A 17,758-nucleotide genomic window follows, 5' to 3' on the forward strand; every position below is an offset into this window, starting at 1 on the left:
GATGTTGCTGAGGCGGTGCTCGCCACGGGCCGGCGGACGTCCGCGTTCGCTATGTTGATCCCGCGAGAGTGCGGGCTGTCGGAACCCCTCCGCCCGGGGACGGCAGCGATGGTGGGGAGGACCACGCGTTGCGCATCGGCACGATAACGGTTGGCACACTTGACGAGTGGTCGTTGCGTCCCGGCAAGGTCATCTCATGGCATCCGACCGCGGCGGCCAGGGACAAGGCGAGCCAGGCACCGCTGAGCCCGGTCCCGGTCAGCTACATGCAGGGTCAACATCTCCGTAACTACTGCGACCGCAAGGCTGCCGGCCTCAACTTCTCGCGCCAGATCATCGCCAGCTGCGACGTCGCCGGCCAGTGCGACATCGCGGCGATGGACCACGCAGTGAACAACTACCTGCGGCGCCACGACACGTTCCGCAGCTGGTTCCAGCCCACCGAGGACGGCGGTTTCCTGCGGCGCGCTCTGGAAGACCCCGACGACATCGAATTCGTCCCCGTCGAGCACGGCCACATGACCGTCGAGCAAATCCACGCGCACGTCGTCGACATCCCCAGCCCGCTCGACTGGGGCTGCTTCACCTTCGGTGTCATCCAGGGCGAGGACCACTTCAGCTTCTTCGCGTCGATGGACCACGTGCACGGCGACGCGACGCTGATCGGCACCACGATGATGGAAGCCAACGGCATGTACTCGGCGCTCAGCCTGGGTGGGGAAGCGCTGCAGCTACCCGACGCCGGCAGTTTCGACGACTTCTGCGTGCGCGAACGCGAGTACACCGATCAACTCACCACCGACTCGCCCGGCGTGACGGCGTGGCTCGACTTCGCCGAGAACAACGCCGACGGCTTCCCGGAGTTCCCGCTGCCGCTCGGCGACCCGCAGCAGGCGACGCGCAGCACGATGACATCGCTGATGTTGATGGACAGCGCGCAGACCGAGCGCTTCGAGGCCGCGTGCGCCGGCGCCGGAGCCCGGTTCGTCGGCGGGCTGTTCGCCTGCCAGGCCCAGGTCGAGCACGAGCTGAGCGGGGCGTTGACCTATTACGGCCTGACCCCCCGCGATTCGCGCAGCGCGTCGGACAACTTCATGACCCAGGGCTGGTTCACCGGTCTGATCCCGATCGTCGTGCCGATCGGCGCGGCGTCGTTCGCCGACGCGGCGTGGTCGGCCCAGTCGACCTTCGACGCCGGGCTGGCCATGGCGAAGGTGCCCTACTACCGGGTGCTCGAACTGGCACCGTGGCTGCGGTGGCCGCAGGCGAACTTCCCGGTGACGAACTTCCTGCACGGTGGCGCGGCCCCGATGAACGCGATCCTGGCCGCCGGTGAGATGGGGCTCGCCGACAACATCGGCATCTACCCCGACGGCCGGTACTCCTACCAGCTGACGATCTACATCTTCCGCTACGGCGAGGGCACGGCCATGGCGATCATGCACCCGGACAACGCTGTCGCCGCCAAATCCGTGGACCGCTACATGGCGGCGATGAAGTCGGTGACGATGCGTGTCGCCGACAGTGGCCAGTGGGGACGCGTCGCCTAGCGTGAGGTACTGCGAGGGCTCGGGGGTGAGGTCGACATGCGGCGGCTAGCCGGTCTGGTGGTGCGCTTTCCGTGGGTGGTCATCGCCGTCTGGGTGGCGCTGGCCGTCGCCCTGCCGCTGAGTTTCCCGTCTCTGAACGAGATGGCTCAGAAGCATCCGCTGCAGATCCTTCCCGCGGATGCGCCGTCGAGTGTCACCGCGACGAAGATGGCCGAGGCGTTCAAGGAGCCGGGTTCGGACAACCTGCTCGTCGTCGCGTTCATCAACGAATCCGGGCTCACCCGCAACGACGAGGCGGTCTACCGCAAGGTCGTCGACGCGCTGCGCGACGACGTCACCGACGTGGTGTCGGTGCAGGATTTCATCAGCACCCCGCAGCTGCGCAAGTTCCTGACCAGCGACGACAAGACCACCTGGGTGCTGCCGGTGACGCTGGTCGGGGAGCTGGGCACTCCGCGCGCCTACGAGTCGTTCAACCGCGTCACCGACGTGATATCGCATGCCACACCGCCGCGCGGCAGCCCGCTGGTCGTGCACGTCACCGGGCCCGCCGCGACGGTCGCCGACCTGACTGTCGCGGGGCAGCAGGATCGGCTGCCGATCGAACTCGCGATCGCGATCCTGGTGCTGACCGTCCTGCTGGTGGTGTACCGCAACCCGTTCACCATGCTGCTGCCGCTGATCACGATCGGGGCGTCGGTGTTGATCGCCCAGGGCGTGGTCGCGGGCTATTCGCACCTGACGGGTGCGGGGGTGTCCAACCAGTCGATCGTGTTTCTCAGCGCGATCCTGGCCGGTGCCGGCACCGACTACGCGGTGTTCCTGATCAGCCGCTACCACGACTACATCCGCGACGGGTCGGGCGTCGCCGACGCCGTCACCCGCGCGATGATCTCGATCGGCAAGGTGATCACCGCCTCGGCGACCACGGTCGGCATCACGTTCCTGGCGATGAGCTTCGCGACCATGGGCGTCTTCAAGACGATCGGGGTGTCCGCGGCGATCGGCGTCGCGGTCGCGTTCCTGGCCGGCCTCACGCTGCTGCCGGCGATCATGGTGCTCGCCGGGCCGCGCGGCTGGATCGGGCCACGCCGGGAGCTGACCGCGCAGATGTGGCGGCGTTCGGGCATCCGCATCGTGCGCCGACCGGTTCCGCACCTGATCGCCAGCGTGCTGGTGCTGGTCCTGCTCGCCGGCGCGGCGGCGTTCGGAACGTTCAACTACGACGACCGCAAGGCGGTCTCGCCGTCGGCGCCGAGCTCGGTCGGCTACGCCGCGCTGGAGCGTCACTTCCCGATCAGCCAGTCGATCCCGCAGTACGTCCTGGTGCAATCACCGCGCGACCTGCGCTCACCGGCCGCGCTCGCCGACCTCGAGCAGATGGCGTCGCGCATCGCGCAGCTTCCCGACGTGGGGCTGGTCAGCGGCATCACCCGCCCGCTCGGTGAGGTGCCGCCCGAGTTCCGGGCCACGTTCCAGGCCGGGATCGTCGGTGATCGGTTGGCCACCGGCTCGGCGCAGATCGGGGAGCGCCGCGGTGACCTGAGCCGGCTCGCCGGCGGCGCGGACACACTGGCCGACAGCCTCGGCGACGTGCGGGCCCAGGTCAACGACATCGCCCCGAGCCTCAAGGGTTTGCTCGACACGATGTCCTCGATCCGCGTCCAGTACGGCGGCGACAAGCTGGTCCGCGACGTCGCGACCGCGGCGAAGCTGGTCGACAGCGTGAACAAGCTCGGTCTGTCGATGGGCCTGAACTTCCGCGCGGTCAAGGACATGTTCGCCTGGATCGGGCCGGTGCTGACCGCGCTGCAGGGCAACGCGACGTGCGACGCCAACCCGTCCTGCGTCGACACCCGCGCGCAGTTCGAGAAGCTCGCCGCCGCGCGCAACGATGGCCGCGTGGACGAGATCAACCAGCTCGCAGGCCAGCTGCAGGGCGTCGACGACAAGGGCAACCTGACCTCGACGGTGAACCAGCTCAACAGCATGTTCACCAAGCTGACCAAGACGATCTCCGATCTCGGTCTGGACAGTCCCGCCGGCGCGCGCTCGGGGGTGAACGAGCTGCAGCGCAACGCCAACCGGCTCGCCGACGGCAGCCGGCAGGTCGCCGGCGGCGTGGACCAGCTGGTCGAGCAGATCCAGGTGCTGGCCGCCGGCCTCGACCAGGCGTCGACGTTCCTGCTGACGATGCGCAAGGATGCGGCGGCCTCGTCGATGGCGGGCTTCAACATCCCGGCGGAGGTGCTGGCCGCCCCGGAGTTCCAGAAGGCGTCCGCGGCGTTCATCTCGCCCGACGGCCACTCCGCTCGCTATCTGGTTCAGACCAAGCTCAATCCGTTCAGCCCCGAGGCGATGGATCAGGTCAACGCGATCAACGACATCGCGCGCGGCGCGCAACCCAACACCACGCTGGCGGACGCGACGATCTCGATGGGCGGCTATCCCGCCGCCCTTCGCGACACCCGTGACTACTACCAGCAGGACATCCGGTTCATCATCGCGGTGACGCTGGCGATCGTCCTGCTGACGCTGATGGTGTTGCTGCGCTCACTCGTCGCGCCGCTGTATCTGGTCGCCTCCGTGGTGCTTTCGTATTTCGCCGCGATCGGGATCGGGGTGCTGACGTTCCAGTACCTGCTCGACCAACCGCTGCACTGGACCGTTCCGCCGTTGGCCTTCGTCGTCTTGGTCGCTGTCGGCGCGGACTACAACATGCTGTTCGTGTCGAGGTTGCGCGACGAGTCACCGCACAGCGTGCGCTTCGGTGTGATCCGGGCGCTGGGGTCTACCGGCGGTGTGATCACCGCGGCAGGCTTGATCTTCGCGGCATCGATGGGTGGGTTGCTGTTCTCGTCGATCGGCATCGTGGTCCAGGGCGGCTTCGTGATCGGCGTGGGCATCCTGCTCGACACGTTCGTGGTGCGCACCATCACGGTGCCCGCCATCGCTGCGCTGGTGGGGCGGGCCAACTGGTGGCCGTCGCGGGTTCAGAAGGCGGCGCCCGCCGACGATGTGGTGGAGGTGAGCTGACGTGTCCGAGGTTTCGCACCGGCAGACGGACTGTGTGACACTACGACAACGCGTGCTCAGCGGTCGGGGGTTGGGATCATGACGCAGACAGGTTCGTCGTCGGTGTTGTCGATGCTGCACGGCCGGGCCGCGATGCGCCCGGACGGCACCGCGTTCACCTTCACCGATTACAGCGACGATCCGGCGGGCCGCGCGCAGACGCTGACCTGGTCGCAGCTGTCGCGGCGCACGATGAGTGTCGCCGCCGAGATCGCCGCGCACGGCGCCGTCGGCGATCGCGCGGTGATCCTCGCGCCGCAGGGTCTGGAGTACATCCTCGCGTTCCTCGGTGCGATGCAGGCCGGGCTCATCGCCGTGCCGCTGCCGCTGCCGCATCGCGGTTCCAGCCACGACCGGGTCAGCGCGGTGTTCGCCGACACCACACCGGCGGTGGTGCTGACGACCTCGGCCGTCGCCGCCGATGTCCGTGACTACATCGATGAGTCGCGCCTGGACGCCGCACCGACGGTGCTCCACGTCGACGCGATCGACCCGAATGCCGACGGCGCCGCGTTCACCCCGGCCGCCGCGACGCCGGAAACCGCCTATCTGCAATACAGCTCGGGGTCGACGCGGCTGCCCACCGGCGTGATGATCTCGCACCGCAACCTGTCGTCGAACTTCGAGCAGCTGATGCGCAGCCTCCTCGGCGGGCGGCAACTGCCCGACCTGACGGTCGTGTCGTGGCTGCCGTTCTACCACGACATGGGCCTGGTGCTGGGGGTCTGCGCACCCATCCTCGGCGGCTTCGCGGCGGATCTCACCAGCCCCGTCGCGTTCCTCGAACAACCGTCCCGCTGGATTCGGGCATTGGCCACCGCGAAGAACGCGTTCTCCGCGGCACCGAATTTCGCGTTCGAGCTGGCGGCCCGCAAGACCACCGACGCCCAGCTCGCCGGTCTGGATCTCGGCGGCGTCGCCGGGATCATCAACGGAGCCGAACGCGTCGACCCGGGTACACTCGCCCGCTTCTCGGATCGCTTCGCGCACTTCAACTTTCGTGACGACATGCTGCGGCCCTCCTACGGTCTGGCCGAAGCCACGGTGTTCGTCGCGTCGGGAGTGTGGGACGACACGGCGGTGGTGGACCGGTTCGACACCGACGAACTCTCGGCGGGCCGGGTGCAGCGGTGCCGCACGGGTGGCTCCGCGCTTGTTCGCTACGCGCTGCCCCAGTCTCCGGTCCTGCGCATCGTCGACACCGACACCGGCGTGGAGTGCCCACCCGAGGTGGTCGGCGAGATCTGGGTCTGCGGCGACAACGTCGCCGCCGGGTACTGGAGCCGCACCGCCGAGGAGCAGCAGTGCTTCGGCGCCACCATCAGCGATCCCTCACCCGGCACACCCGCGCAACCGTGGCTGCGCACCGGCGATCTCGGGTTCGTCCACGACGGCGCGCTGTTCATCGTCGGCCGGATCAAGGATCTGCTGATCATCCGCGGCCGCAATCACTATCCGGAGGACATCGAGGCGACGGTCCAGGAGATCACCCGTGGCCGGGTCGCCGCGATCGCGGTTCCGGTGAACAGCACCGAGAAGCTGGTCACCGTCATCGAACTGAAGAAGCCGGCCGACATGCACCACGTCAAAAGCAGTGTGACGTCGGCAATTTCGACAGTGCACGGGCTCAGCGTCGAAGACCTCGTGTTGGTGCCACCCGGCTCGATACCGACGACGACGAGCGGCAAGGTTCGCCGCGCAGCCTGCGTGGAGCACTACCGAGCCGACCAGTTCGAACGATTGGATGCCTGAGTGTCGCAACCAGAGATGACGGGAAGAGTGAACATGCGCAGAGCCCTGGCATCGGTCACCGCGCTCATCACGGTCGGGGTTGCGGGCGGATTGGGCACGGGCATCGCGAACGCGGACGAGCCGCCACCGCCGCCCCCTCCCGGCACTCCCGTGCTTGGGACCCCGGGCCGGGCCTACGCCCTCGGCGGCGCCCACGTGCTCGGCATCCCGTACGACGAATACATCATGCGCACCGGCGCCGACTGGTTCCCCGGGCTGGACCGTCAGATCGTCGACTACCCGGCCGGTCAGGTGCAGGGGCACACGTTGGAGCGGTTGTTCCCCGGCATCGGCGCGTTCGGGGAACGCTTCGTCCCGGGTCTCGGGCTCGACGGCCCGAGCATCGGCGAGTCGGTCGACATCGGTACGCCCAACGTCGTCAACGCGGTGCGCCAGGGCGGGCGGGGCACAGCGATCGGGCTGTCGGAGGGTGCGATGGTGCTCAACGACGTCCAAGCCAAACTCGCCTACGATCCCGCCGCCCCGCCGCCGGATCAGCTGAGCTTCGCGATGTACGGCGATCCGGTGGGCAAGCACGCGTTCGGCGAGAGCTTCCTGACGCAGAACTTCCCCGTCGGCAGCGTGGTGCCGTCGCTCGACTACCGCATCCCGGAGCCGGTGGAGAGCCAGTACGACACCTATCAATTCGTCTCGGCCTACGACAGCATCGCGGACTGGCCGGACCGGCCGGACAACTGGATGTCGGTGGCCAACGCGATCGTCGGGCTGGCCACCGGCCACACCGCGGTCGCGTTCACAACACCGAGCAACGTGCCACCGCAGAACATCCGGACGACCGTGAACTCTCGGGGCGCGAAGACGACGACGTTCATGATCCCCGAGGAGCACCTACCGCTGGTGCTGCCGTTCAAGTACCTCGGCGTGGACAAGAACACGCTGATCGAACTGGACAAGGTGCTGCAGCCCTACGTCGACGCCGGGTACTCGCGCAATGACGATCCGGCGACCGCGCCTATCACGGTGGATCCGGTGAACGGATACGACCCGGCCGCGGTGACCGCTCCGGCGACCCAGGCGGCGTTCGGCGGCGGTTCGGATCCGGTGTCCCAGCTCCTCGCCGGGTTGCAGTACGTGGTGAACCACCAGGGCTAGAGGCCGGCCAGTCCCACCACGACGAGGACGCCGCCGACGGCGGCCACCAGCGCGGCGACGGCCCGCCGGCCGCCGGCGCGGATGCGGTCGTGCACCGACATCACCGTGGCGCGCGTGCGGTCGGGGGCGATCAGGTAGGCCAGCAGCGGGACCTCGACGAGGGCGAACGCCACCACGTTGAACAGGATCAGTGCGCCGAGTTGGACGGACGCTTCCGCGCCGGACGCCACGATCAGCGCCAGGGCGGCGAGATAGTCGACCGACGGCAACGCGATCCCCAGTCCGGCACCGCCTGCGATCCACAGCGAGCGACCGCCGAGCAGGCGCCGTATCCGCGTCAGCATCGGCCCGTCGGTCGCCGGCATCCGCCCGAGCACCCCGGCCGCGATCAGCGCCGCATTCGCGAGCACCACGGCGCCCACGACGATCTGCACCACCGGCAGGGTGAACCGCGCCGAGTCCAGTGCGGGCCGCAACACGAACAGCACCACCACCCCCACCGCGGTGCCCATCAGGAATCCGCCGGCCAGGAACGCGAGGAGCTGCAACGCAGGTCGCGGGCGGTTCACCATCACGACCGTCATGCCGATCCGGAACGGCTCGAGGCTCACCGCGAGAGCCATCAGCAGCAGCGGAATCCACATGATGGGCGTCAACTTACCGGGGGTTGCACTCAGCGGGATTCTCATCGTGGCGGTGCCCCGCGACCTCGTGTGAAGATGGGTGGTGATGAGCGGAAGACACGCGCAGGTCGACCTGAGCCCGACCTCGCTACGCGAGGCGTTCGGGCATTTCCCGACCGGCGTCATCGCGATCGCGGCGGAAATCGACGGCACCCGGGTGGGGCTGGCGGCCAGCACGTTCGTCCCCGTGTCGCTGGACCCGCCGCTGGTGTCGTTCTGCGTTCAGAACACCTCGACCACGTGGCCGCGTCTTGTCGACGCCCCTTATCTGGGGATCAGCGTGCTCGGCGAGGCGCACGACGCGGCGGCCCGGACGCTGGCCGCCAAGACGGGGGACCGGTTCGCCGGGTTGGAGACAGCGTCGACCGACCGCGGAGCGGTGTTCGTCGAGGGCACCAGCGTGTGGCTGGAGAGCTCCATCGAGCAGCAGGTGCCTGCCGGTGATCACACGATCGTGGTGCTGCGGGTCAGCGGCATCACGGTGCACCCGGAGGTGGCGCCCATCGTGTTCCATCGCAGTACGTTCCGCCGGCTGGGTGCCTGACGGCTGGGTGCTGACGACGGATCAGGGCCGGGCGCTCAGTTCCTCGCGGTAATGGCGCACGCGCTGGTCCAGTTCGGCCGCGTCAGCGGCCCTGCCCTCTCGGCGCGCGAGCTCCGCCCGGCTGCTGATCTCACGGATTGCGGTTCGAATGTCGTTGACACTCAACGGTTGATGTAGCGACACGGCGCTGCCTTTCGACGCTGATTGGCTGCTGGCTGCGAGCGTACTCCCGGAGTCTGATACCGGCTACGGTTCATTCAGGGGTTCATCTGGTAGGCGCCGTCGTAGGCGGCCACCTCATGCCACACCTTGTCGAAGCGGTCGGAGTCGACGACGGGTTTGCGGATCGCCGAGAGCGCCCACGCCTGCTGTGCCTCGGTCGAGCTGGGCTTCCCGTGCAGCGCGACCGCATAGGCGGAGAAGTCGCGCACCATCACGTCGAAGATCTGGTCGGTCAGGTCGGAGTCGAGGTTCGTCAGTTCGGCCTGCTCGAGGATCAGCTGGCCGTAGACCACCAGCGAGAACAGGTGGCCGACCACGAGCACGAAATCCAGGTCGCTCTGCTGTGCCGCGTCAGGCGCCGCGGTGGTCAGGAACTCCTTGAATGCGCCGACCTGCTCGTAGAAGCGGCCTACGTTCGCGATTCCGAGGTGGCGCTCGTAGACCGGCGCCCAGTCGGCGAACTGCACCTTCGAGGCGCCGCGGGCCGGACCCTGCGACCAGAAGAACACATCGTCGGCCGGGTCGTCGCGGGTGCCGATCTGCGGGTAGGAAGCCGGGTTGAACATGTAGTTCGGCATGAACTTGAGGATCTGCGCGACGTTGACGTGCACGGTGCCCTCGAGTCGCGGTAGCGCACCGATCAACCGGACCACCTGGCTGAAGTAAGTGTTCTTCTCGAAACCCTTGGCGGCCAGGATGTCCCACAACAGCGTGACCACCTTTTCGCCTTCGGAGGTCACCTTCGACTTCGTCACCGGGTTGAACAACAGGTAGCGACGGTCCTCGGGGCCTGCGCTGCGGAAGTAGTCGATGGCGCGGTCGCTGAACAGCTTCATCGCGAGAATGCGGGCGTAGGCGTCGACGAAGCTGGCCCGCACGTGCGGGAAGATCGTGACCGGATTGCCGTAGAGGATGCGGTTGTTGGCGTGATTGATCGCCTCGTAGAACGCGTGCTCGCACATTCCGATCGACCCGCTGCACAGGTTGAACTTGCCGACGTTGACGGTGTTCAGGGCCGCGGAGAACGCGTCGGGCCCGGCGACCAGGATGTCCTCCTCGTACACCGGATAATCGTGCAGCGCAAAGGTGCTCACGAACATCTGACCGTGCACGACGTTGCCGATCAGCTCGTAGTTCTCATGCGAGCTGTCCGCGACGAACCAGACGTAGCCGTCGGACCCGTCGACGTCGGCGCGCCGCCCGAACACCGACACCATGCCGGCCACGTTGCCGTTGCCGATGTAGTACTTCTCCCCGGATGCCCGGAACAGCACGCCTTCGCTGTCATCGGGCTGGGTTGTCTCCTCTTCGCGCGAGCGCTCATCGGCCGGGGTGAGGACCAGGTCCGTGTTGTAGATGTCGGCGCCGTGCTCGCGCTCCGACAGCGCGAACGCCATCACCTCACCGGCCTCCAGCTGTGCTGCGGCCTTCTCCTTCGCTTTGACGTTGTCGCTCTGCCAGATCGGCCCCAGCCCGAGGATCGTGACCTGCTCGGCGTACCAGTAGGACAGCCCGTAGAAGCCGAGGATCTCGCTCAGCACGGCGTTGCGGGAGGTGTCCCACCGTTTGTCGGGGTTGCCGCCGGCGAACTCCGACGGCGTCAGGAACGTCGCGAACAGCCGCTCACGCTTGACGAAGTCAAGGAAGTCCGACACCCAGGCCGCGTCGAGGTCGTCACGCAGCAGCCGCGTCTTGCCGCGCTCCTCGAACCAGTCGATCAGCGCCCGCAGCTGCCGGCGGGACTCGGGGTCGAGCCGGTCGGAATCGAAAGTGTGCGGGTTCAGCAGGCGCGCAGTCGGCATGCGTGCCAACGTAGCGCCCTCGGCTGTCCGTCAGGCGTGAACGTCACGAAGTCCGACGGCGTCGCGCAGCCCTGAGCAGTTCACGCACCCCACGCAGCCGATGCAGTCGTCACAGCTGACGCATCCGACGCAGGCCCGGCACCGCGCGCAGTCGACGCACGCCAGGCAGGCCAGACATCCCCGGCACGCGATACACAGCACGGCGAGCACACAGCCTGCGATGGCTGCGCTGCCCGCCGTGGCGATGGACCCGGCCACGCCTGCGCTGCCTGCGGTCCCGATCGCCCGCGCGACGGCGGCGCTGCCTGCAGTGCCCACGGATCCGACGACGCCGACGCTGCCGGCGGTGCCGATCGAGCCGGCGACGGCCACACTGTTGACGGTGCCGATCGACCCGGCGACGGCCACGCTGTCCGTCGTCGAGATCGACCCGGCAACAGCCCGGCCGTCAGCTGTCATTTCCGCCGGAACAGCTTGTTGCCCAGCCACACCACGGGGTCGTACTTGCGGTCTGCCGCACGCTCTTTCATCGGGATCAGCGCGTTGTCGGTGATCTTGATGTGCTCCGGGCACACCTCGGTGCAGCACTTGGTGATGTTGCAGTAGCCCAGGCCGTTCTCCTCCTGGGCCTGCTCGGCGCGGTGGCCGTGCGTGTCGAGCGGGTGCATGTCCAGCTCGGCCTGCCGCATCAGGTACCGCGGGCCGGAGAACGCGAGCTTGTTCTCCTCGTGGTCACGGTTGACGTGGCAGACGTTCTGACACAGGAAGCACTCGATGCACTTGCGGAACTCCTGGGAGCGGTTCACATCCTCCTGCGCCATCCGGTACTCACCGGGCTGCAGATCCTTCGGCGGCGTGAACGACGGGATCTCCCTGGCCTTCTCGTAGTTGAAGGACACGTCGGTGACGAGGTCCCGCATCACCGGGAAGGTGCGCAGCGGGGTCACGGTGACGGTCTCGTCCTCGCCGAAGGTCGACATGCGCGTCATGCACGCCAGGCGCGGACGGCCGTTGATCTCCACCGAGCACGATCCGCACTTGCCGGCCTTGCAGTTCCACCGCACCGCGAGGTCACCGGTCTGGGTCTGCTGCAACCGGTGGATGATGTCGAGAACGACCTCGCCCTCGTTGACCTCGACGGTGTAATCCTTCAGTTCGCCGCCGGAGGCGTCGCCGCGCCAGACCCGCATCTTCGCGTTATAGGCACCCATGGCCTCAGCCCTTCCGTTGCGGGTGTTCGAGGAGTTCGTCGTCGGTGTAGTACTTCTCGAGCTCGGAGAGCTCGAAGGTCTCCAGCAGGTCGGTCCGCATCGTGGGCTGACGCTCCTTGGAGACGGCGACGTCCGGAACCACTGGGTCGTCGCCTTCGGAGCGGCACACCAGCAGGTGGTTGCGCCAGCTGGCGTCCATGGTCGGGAAGTCGTCGCGGGTGTGGCCGCCGCGGCTCTCGGTCCGTGTCATCGCCGACTTGGCCACCGACTCGCTGACCAGCAGCATGTTGCGCAGGTCCATCGCCAGGTGCCAGCCGGGGTTGAACTTTCGCTCGCCCTCGACCCTGACCCTCTTGTAGCGATCGCGCAGCTCCTGCAGCTTGTCCAGGGCCTCCTGCATCTCGTCGGCCTTGCGGATGATGCCGACCAGATTGTTCATGGTGTCCTGCATATCCAGCTGCAGCGTGTACGGGTTCTCGGGTGACGAGCCGTCGGACGGACCGTCGAACACCGCCAGCGCCATGTCCTTGGCCGTGTCCACCGCATCCTGGGTCACCGCGGGCCGGTCGGACATCGCGCGGACGTAGTCGGAGGCGCCGAGGCCGGCGCGGCGGCCGAACACGAGGAGGTCGGACAGCGAGTTCCCGCCGAGCCGATTCGAACCGTGCATGCCGCCGGCGCATTCACCGGCGGCGAAAAGCCCTGGCGTGGCAGCCGCACCGGTGTCGGGATCGACTTCGATGCCGCCCATCACGTAGTGACAGGTGGGCCCGACTTCCATCTCGTCGGTGGTGATGTCGACCTCGGCCAGCTCGATGAACTGGTGGTACATCGACGGCAGGCGGCGCTTGATCTCCTCGGGCGTCATCCGGGAGGCGATGTCGAGATACACCCCGCCATGCGGGGTGCCGCGGCCTTCCTTGACCTCGGTGTTGATCGCGCGGGCCACCTCGTCGCGGGGCAGCAGGTCAGGGGTGCGCCGCGCCGAGTCGTTGTCCTTGAGCCACTGGTCGGCTTCTTCTTCGGATTCGGCGTACTGACCCTTGAACACGTCGGGGATGTAGTTGAACATGAACCGCTTGCCTTCGGAGTTCTTCAGCACTCCGCCGTCGCCGCGCACGCCCTCGGTGACGAGGATTCCCTTCACCGACAGCGGCCAGACCATGCCGGTCGGGTGGAACTGGATGAACTCCATGTTGATCAGCGACGAGCCGGCCCGCAGCGCTAGCGCGTGCCCGTCCCCGGTGTACTCCCACGAATTCGAGGAGACCTTGTAGGACTTGCCGATTCCGCCGGTCGCGAGCACCACCGCGGGCGCCTCGAACAGGACGAAGTCGCCGGTCTCGCGGTAGTAGCCGAATGCGCCGGCGATCTTGTCGCCGTCCTTGATGAGCTCGGTGATCGCGACCTCGTGGAACACCCGGATGCGCGCCTCGTAGTCGCCGAGCTCGCGCTTGTCCTCCTGCTGTAGCGAGACGATCTTCTGCTGCAGCGTGCGGATGATCTCCAGACCGGTGCGGTCGCCGACGTGGGCCAGCCGCGGGTAGGTGTGGCCGCCGAAGTTGCGCTGGCTGATCTTGCCGTCCTTGGTGCGGTCGAACAGCGCGCCGTAGGTCTCCAGCTCCCACACCCGGTCGGGGGCTTCCTGGGCGTGCAGCTCGGCCATCCGCCAGTTGTTCAGGAACTTGCCGCCGCGCATGGTGTCACCGAAGTGCACCTGCCAGGAGTCCTTGGTGTTGACGTTGCGCATGGCTGCGGCGCAACCACCCTCGGCCATCACCGTATGTGCCTTGCCGAACAGCGATTTCGTCACCACCGCCACGCGAAGGCCCCGTTCCCGGGCCTCGATCACGGCGCGCAGTCCCGCCCCGCCGGCACCGATAACGACGACGTCGTACTCGTGCCGTTCGATCTCTACCTCGGATGAGCCGCTTGCGCGAAGACCATCCGGTACTGCTTCATGCGAAGCCATCAACCCTCACTCGTCCTTGATCAATAGAAAAACTGTGTGCGCGTGCGCTTCTCAGCCGACGAACCGCAGATCGGAAATCGTCCCGCTGGCCACCAGCATCACGTAGAAGTCGGTGAACATCAGCGTGCCCAAGGTGACCCAGGCGTAGAGCTTGTGCCGGGTGTTGAGCTTGCTGATCTGCGTCCACATCCAGTACCGGACAGGATGTTTGGAGAAGTGCTTGAGCCGGCCGCCGGCGACGTGGCGGCAGGAGTGGCACGAGATCGTGTACACCCAGAGCATCACCACGTTGATCACGAGGATGACGTTGCCGAGCCCGAAGCCGAAGCCGCCGGGACCGTCCTCGGAGTGGAAGGCCTTGATCGCGTCCCAGGTGTTGATGAGTGAGATCAGCGCCGCGATGTAGAAGAAGTAGCGGTGGAGGTTCTGCAGGATCAGCGGGAAGCGCGTCTCGCCGGTGTACTTGGCGTGGGGTTCGGCCACGGCGCAGGCGGTCGGCGACTGCCACACCGAGCGGTAGTAGGCGCCGCGGTAGTAGTAGCAGGTGATCCGGAACAGGAGCAGGAACGGCAGCGACAGCAGCGCGTACGGCAGCAGCGACAGTGGCCCGGACGTGGGCAGGATCTGGGGCCAGAACTCACTGGCTTCGCCGCACGCCTTGCTCAGGCACGGTGAGTAGAACGGCGTGAGGTAGTGGTACTTCTCGACGAAGAAGTCGTCGCGCATGAACGCACGCACCGTCGCGTAGATGATGAACGCGGCGAACCCCAGGTCCGTGACGATCGGCGACTTGAGCCAGTTGTCGGTGCGCAGGGTGCGCGCCGCGATCTGCGCTCGGCCTGGGGAGAAGACGCCGGTCGCCTTGCGGTCGGCGGTGGGTGCACTCACGTTTCCCTCTCGATGAATGTTTGCGGGGCAGACCTGTCCGGCCGGCCCCGAGCTCAGCGCGTGCCGCCGAGACCCTCGTCGTCGACACCGCGCCAGAAATCGGTGTCGTACTGGGTGTCCGGAATCGCGATGCGCTCGCCGACGTGATGATGCCGGGACAGCCCGCGCGCGAGTTCCAGCTCCTCGGCGTCGATATCGAGGCGATCGATATCGTTGAGGATGCGCTCGGCATCGTTGACGATGCGACGGGTGGCAGGGCTGTCCCCGTATCGCGACGCCAGCGTGGTCACGCATCGCCGCAGGTTCCCGATCAGATCGTGAAGCTCGGCGAGCTCGGTGGTGGTGGACAAGTGACCTCCTTGGGCTGAAGGGTGTCGTGCATCACAGTACGCACTCGATGCTAGCCACATCACCCACTAATGGGGTGAGACAGATCACTTTGATGCATGGAGGTAACAATGACGCAAGACCTGCTGAAGGCCCGCGCTGAGACGTTGCTGGCGTTGCACCGGCCCGGCGATCCGGTGGTTCTGCCGACGGTCTGGGACGCATGGTCGGCCCGGCTGGCCGAGGGGGCCGGGTTCGCGGCGTTGACCGTCGGTAGCCATCCGGTCGCCGACTCGGTCGGCAAGGCCGACAACGAGGGCATGACGTTCGACGATCTGATCACCCGCGTCGCGCAGATCACCGCGGCGACCGACCTGCCGGTGTCTGTCGACATCGAGTCCGGCTACGCCGAAGCGCCGGCCCGGCTGATCGAGGGGCTTCTCGGCGTCGGGGCGGTGGGCCTGAACATCGAGGACACCGTGCACAGCGAGGGGGGTCGGCTACGCAGCCCCGAGGAGCACGCCGAGTTGGTCGGCAAGCTGCGCTCGGCCGCCGATGCGGCCGGCGTGCACGTTGTCGTCAACGCGCGCACCGATCTGTTCCTGCGCCAGGACGGCGACGAGGCCGATCGAGTGGACCGCGCGATCGCCCGGCTGCGGCTGGCCGCCGACGCCGGGGCCGACGTTCTTTATCCGGTGGGTCTGCACGGACCGGAGACCATGCAGCGGCTGACGTCGGAGCTACCGCTGCCGGTGAACGCGATCGGCGCACCCGACAAGGCAGATCCCGCATCGTATGGACCGCTCGGCGTGGCGCGCATCAGCTTCGGCCCGTTCTGGCAGGCGGCACTCGCCGAGCGGGCGAAGGAGATCCTGGCGCGCTGGCGCTGAGCCTGGTCAGTTCGTGTCGACGACCAGCACTTCGGTGCCGGCCTTGCGTTTGACGATCCGCGGCACCGAGCCGACGAGTCGGCCGACCATCGAGTTCATGCCGACGCTGCCCACGACCAGCAGATCGGCGCCGACCTCTTCGGCCAGCTCGATCAGCGCATCGGCGGGTACGCCGTGGATCGCACGCTCCTCGACAGTGCGGGCGCCCGCGGTCCGGGCGCGCTCAGCCGCGTCGCGGAGCAAGCCGTAGACGGGAGCATCACCTTCGGTGCGGTAGCCCTCGCCGCGCGGCTGGTCGGGGTCCGGGCCCGCGGCGTCATGGTGCTTCGACGAGTAGGCCGACGCGATGATCAGGCGCCCGCCGGACTCTGCGGCCAGGGCCGCCGCCTTGTCCACGGCGCGCAGCGAGGTGTCCGAGCCGTCGGTTCCGACGACGATGGTCTGGTACGAGGTCACGCGTTGCCCCTTTCCTGGCGTGAACGTCAGCGTACAAGTGTTCACTCAAGCAGTTACCCAGAACGGGGCGACCCGAACCCGGTCAGCGATGCACGTCGGTGATCGCGACGTCGACGTCCACGTCGGTGGCGTCGCCGATGACGTCGCGGATGACCGCGAGGGCCTTCGCTCGGACGTGGTCCGCGAGGACGGCCAGGTCGGCGCCGTAGAGAGCGCTGACCTCGATGCGCACCGCCTTGAGCTCCGTGTCCTCGACGGAGACGCTGACGTCGGCCAGCTTGACGTCGGGAATGGCGCGCAGTACGCGGGCCAGGTGGGCCCGCACCACGAGATCGCTGACCTGGATACGGCCGGGGGTCCGGCCCGGCCGTGGATCGACGACCGTGACCGGCCACCCGGAGCGGGGGGTGGCGCGCACGGCCGCGATGACGCTGCGCTCGACAACCGGCCAACCGAGCTCAGGCGCCGCGCGCAGTTCCCGGGACGCCCGGGCCAGCACGTCGTAATCGCCTATCGCCATCGTTCCAGCCTCTGTTGGAGAGTGGTTTTGGCGCGGTGATGATGCCCCCGCGCACCGTCTGGGCTCAGACTCAGGATCGTCCCAATCTGCGGGAAGGTCAATTCCTCGACTTCTCGCAGCATCCACACTGCGCGCTGCCGGGGCGGCAGTTCGGCGAGCGCCTCCTCCAGCGCCCCGAGGAATTCGGTGTTCGACAGCGTGGCGAACGGGTCGGAGGACGCAGAGGAATCGACGGGATCGATGAGGCGGTCGTCGAGCGGGATGGCCCGTTTCACCCGGTGCGAGTCGGCCACCTTGCGGGAGCAGATCGCGAACAGCCACGTCCGTGGGCTCGCATCGCCGCGGAACTTGTCGATCTGCCGCCACGCGGCAACGAATGTCTCCTGCACGATGTCCTGCACCGCGGCCTCGTCGCGGGTCATACGGCGCGCATAGCGATGCAGCGCGGGACCGTGACGGCGGATCAGGGACTCGAAGGCGCTGCGGTCCCCGGCGGCTGCCGCGGCCGCCAGTTCCCGGTCGTCGACCTCGAGGTCCTCGACCAGGGGGTCGCCAACAGACATCGTCGGTATCGATCCTCTCGGCTATCCATTACGCGAAACCGCGTGACGCCGCGAGCCTAGTCATCCGCGGGATCATGATGTGGGCAGTGACACACAAATCAGGGATTCGGATCGGCGGGCACGCTGCGACTCACCCTCAGTGGAGATCGAG

16 protein-coding genes are annotated in these 17,758 nt (G+C 67.5%); 6 read left to right on the forward strand and 10 right to left on the reverse strand.

Features of this window, described 5'->3' with window-relative positions; all coding sequences use genetic code 11:
• The first annotated feature begins 128 nt into the window (after positions 1–128).
• From DMB80_RS06570 to pe, 4 genes are all read left to right on the forward strand, one after another.
• Positions 129–1,550, forward strand: a complete 1,422-nt coding sequence (locus tag DMB80_RS06570; RefSeq protein ID WP_111509112.1) for a condensation domain-containing protein — start codon at positions 129–131, stop codon at positions 1,548–1,550.
• A gap of 36 nt (positions 1,551–1,586) precedes the next feature.
• Positions 1,587–4,586 (forward strand): MMPL/RND family transporter, encoded by a 3,000-nt coding sequence (locus tag DMB80_RS06575; protein ID WP_111509113.1) that lies wholly within the window; start codon positions 1,587–1,589, stop codon positions 4,584–4,586.
• Between the two features lie 78 nt (positions 4,587–4,664).
• A complete protein-coding gene (locus DMB80_RS06580; RefSeq protein WP_111509114.1) occupies positions 4,665–6,377 on the forward strand; it encodes an AMP-binding protein in 1,713 nt (570 codons plus the stop codon).
• Between the two features lie 33 nt (positions 6,378–6,410).
• Complete coding sequence (gene pe, locus DMB80_RS06585) at positions 6,411–7,529, forward strand: acyltransferase PE (RefSeq protein WP_111509115.1); 1,119 nt, start codon at positions 6,411–6,413, stop codon at positions 7,527–7,529.
• Here the strand turns inward: pe and DMB80_RS06590 are convergent.
• A complete protein-coding gene (locus DMB80_RS06590; RefSeq protein WP_111509116.1) occupies positions 7,526–8,173 on the reverse strand; it encodes a GAP family protein in 648 nt (215 codons plus the stop codon). The two genes, pe and DMB80_RS06590, sit on opposite strands and share 4 nt — an antisense overlap.
• Positions 8,174–8,258: 85 nt before the next feature.
• On the opposite strand from DMB80_RS06590, the gene DMB80_RS06595 reads away from it, so the two are divergent.
• A complete protein-coding gene (locus DMB80_RS06595; protein WP_111509117.1) occupies positions 8,259–8,756 on the forward strand; it encodes a flavin reductase family protein in 498 nt (165 codons plus the stop codon).
• Positions 8,757–9,013: 257 nt separating this feature from the next.
• On the opposite strand, the gene DMB80_RS06600 is transcribed toward DMB80_RS06595, so the two are convergent.
• From DMB80_RS06600 to DMB80_RS06625, 6 genes are read right to left on the reverse strand one after another with little or no spacing between them, the layout of a single operon-like run.
• Complete coding sequence (locus DMB80_RS06600) at positions 9,014–10,780, reverse strand: acyl-CoA dehydrogenase family protein (RefSeq protein WP_111509118.1); 1,767 nt, start codon at positions 10,778–10,780, stop codon at positions 9,014–9,016.
• A 30-nt stretch (positions 10,781–10,810) separates the two neighbouring features.
• On the reverse strand, positions 10,811–11,239 hold the full coding sequence (locus DMB80_RS06605) for a hypothetical protein (protein WP_111509119.1): 429 nt from the start codon (positions 11,237–11,239) through the stop codon (positions 10,811–10,813).
• Positions 11,236–11,991 (reverse strand): succinate dehydrogenase/fumarate reductase iron-sulfur subunit, encoded by a 756-nt coding sequence (locus DMB80_RS06610; RefSeq protein ID WP_046361589.1) that lies wholly within the window; start codon positions 11,989–11,991, stop codon positions 11,236–11,238. Before DMB80_RS06610 ends, DMB80_RS06605 begins: the two co-directional genes overlap by 4 nt.
• Before the next feature lie 4 nt (positions 11,992–11,995).
• Positions 11,996–13,963 (reverse strand): fumarate reductase/succinate dehydrogenase flavoprotein subunit, encoded by a 1,968-nt coding sequence (locus DMB80_RS06615; RefSeq protein WP_111509120.1) that lies wholly within the window; start codon positions 13,961–13,963, stop codon positions 11,996–11,998.
• A 51-nt stretch (positions 13,964–14,014) separates the two neighbouring features.
• Entirely contained in the window at positions 14,015–14,851 is an 837-nt protein-coding gene (locus DMB80_RS06620; RefSeq protein ID WP_046361587.1) for a hypothetical protein, read from the reverse strand.
• A gap of 53 nt (positions 14,852–14,904) precedes the next feature.
• On the reverse strand, positions 14,905–15,201 hold the full coding sequence (locus DMB80_RS06625) for a hypothetical protein (RefSeq protein WP_046361586.1): 297 nt from the start codon (positions 15,199–15,201) through the stop codon (positions 14,905–14,907).
• A 108-nt stretch (positions 15,202–15,309) separates the two neighbouring features.
• On the opposite strand from DMB80_RS06625, the gene DMB80_RS06630 reads away from it, so the two are divergent.
• Positions 15,310–16,068: an isocitrate lyase/PEP mutase family protein gene (locus DMB80_RS06630; protein ID WP_111509121.1), complete on the forward strand. Its 759-nt coding sequence runs from the start codon at positions 15,310–15,312 to the stop codon at positions 16,066–16,068.
• A 6-nt stretch (positions 16,069–16,074) separates the two neighbouring features.
• Here DMB80_RS06630 and DMB80_RS06635 read toward each other — a convergent pair whose 3' ends face one another.
• The 3 genes from DMB80_RS06635 to DMB80_RS06645 all read right to left on the reverse strand — a co-directional run bounded on the left by DMB80_RS06635 (position 16,075) and on the right by DMB80_RS06645 (position 17,607).
• A complete protein-coding gene (locus DMB80_RS06635) occupies positions 16,075–16,524 on the reverse strand; it encodes a universal stress protein (protein WP_111509122.1) in 450 nt (149 codons plus the stop codon).
• Between the two features lie 82 nt (positions 16,525–16,606).
• Positions 16,607–17,044, reverse strand: coding sequence for a hypothetical protein (locus tag DMB80_RS06640; protein WP_162938431.1), 438 nt, complete (start codon positions 17,042–17,044; stop codon positions 16,607–16,609).
• Complete coding sequence (locus tag DMB80_RS06645; protein ID WP_046361582.1) at positions 17,035–17,607, reverse strand: RNA polymerase sigma factor; 573 nt, start codon at positions 17,605–17,607, stop codon at positions 17,035–17,037. Before DMB80_RS06645 ends, DMB80_RS06640 begins: the two co-directional genes overlap by 10 nt.
• Positions 17,608–17,758: the final 151 nt, after the last annotated feature.

The organism is Mycobacterium kyogaense (assembly GCF_003254575.1).
Classification (GTDB): domain Bacteria; phylum Actinomycetota; class Actinomycetes; order Mycobacteriales; family Mycobacteriaceae; genus Mycobacterium; species Mycobacterium kyogaense.

What these genes read in the sequence shown, in the direction of transcription:
- DMB80_RS06590 (WP_111509116.1), bottom strand. Translation starts at nt 8,173, where the DNA reads ATGTGGATTCCGCTGCTGCTGATGGCTCTCGCGGTGAGCCTCGAGCCG.
- DMB80_RS06605 (WP_111509119.1), bottom strand. Translation starts at nt 11,239, where the DNA reads ATGACAGCTGACGGCCGGGCTGTTGCCGGGTCGATCTCGACGACGGAC.
- DMB80_RS06610 (WP_046361589.1), bottom strand. Translation starts at nt 11,991, where the DNA reads ATGGGTGCCTATAACGCGAAGATGCGGGTCTGGCGCGGCGACGCCTCC.
- DMB80_RS06640 (WP_162938431.1), bottom strand. Translation starts at nt 17,044, where the DNA reads ATGGCGATAGGCGATTACGACGTGCTGGCCCGGGCGTCCCGGGAACTG.
- DMB80_RS06615 (WP_111509120.1), bottom strand. Translation starts at nt 13,963, where the DNA reads ATGGCTTCGCATGAAGCAGTACCGGATGGTCTTCGCGCAAGCGGCTCA.
- DMB80_RS06580 (WP_111509114.1), top strand. Translation starts at nt 4,665, where the DNA reads ATGACGCAGACAGGTTCGTCGTCGGTGTTGTCGATGCTGCACGGCCGG.
- DMB80_RS06645 (WP_046361582.1), bottom strand. Translation starts at nt 17,607, where the DNA reads ATGTCTGTTGGCGACCCCCTGGTCGAGGACCTCGAGGTCGACGACCGG.
- DMB80_RS06600 (WP_111509118.1), bottom strand. Translation starts at nt 10,780, where the DNA reads ATGCCGACTGCGCGCCTGCTGAACCCGCACACTTTCGATTCCGACCGG.
- pe (WP_111509115.1), top strand. Translation starts at nt 6,411, where the DNA reads ATGCGCAGAGCCCTGGCATCGGTCACCGCGCTCATCACGGTCGGGGTT.
- DMB80_RS06595 (WP_111509117.1), top strand. Translation starts at nt 8,259, where the DNA reads ATGAGCGGAAGACACGCGCAGGTCGACCTGAGCCCGACCTCGCTACGC.
- DMB80_RS06630 (WP_111509121.1), top strand. Translation starts at nt 15,310, where the DNA reads ATGACGCAAGACCTGCTGAAGGCCCGCGCTGAGACGTTGCTGGCGTTG.
- DMB80_RS06575 (WP_111509113.1), top strand. Translation starts at nt 1,587, where the DNA reads ATGCGGCGGCTAGCCGGTCTGGTGGTGCGCTTTCCGTGGGTGGTCATC.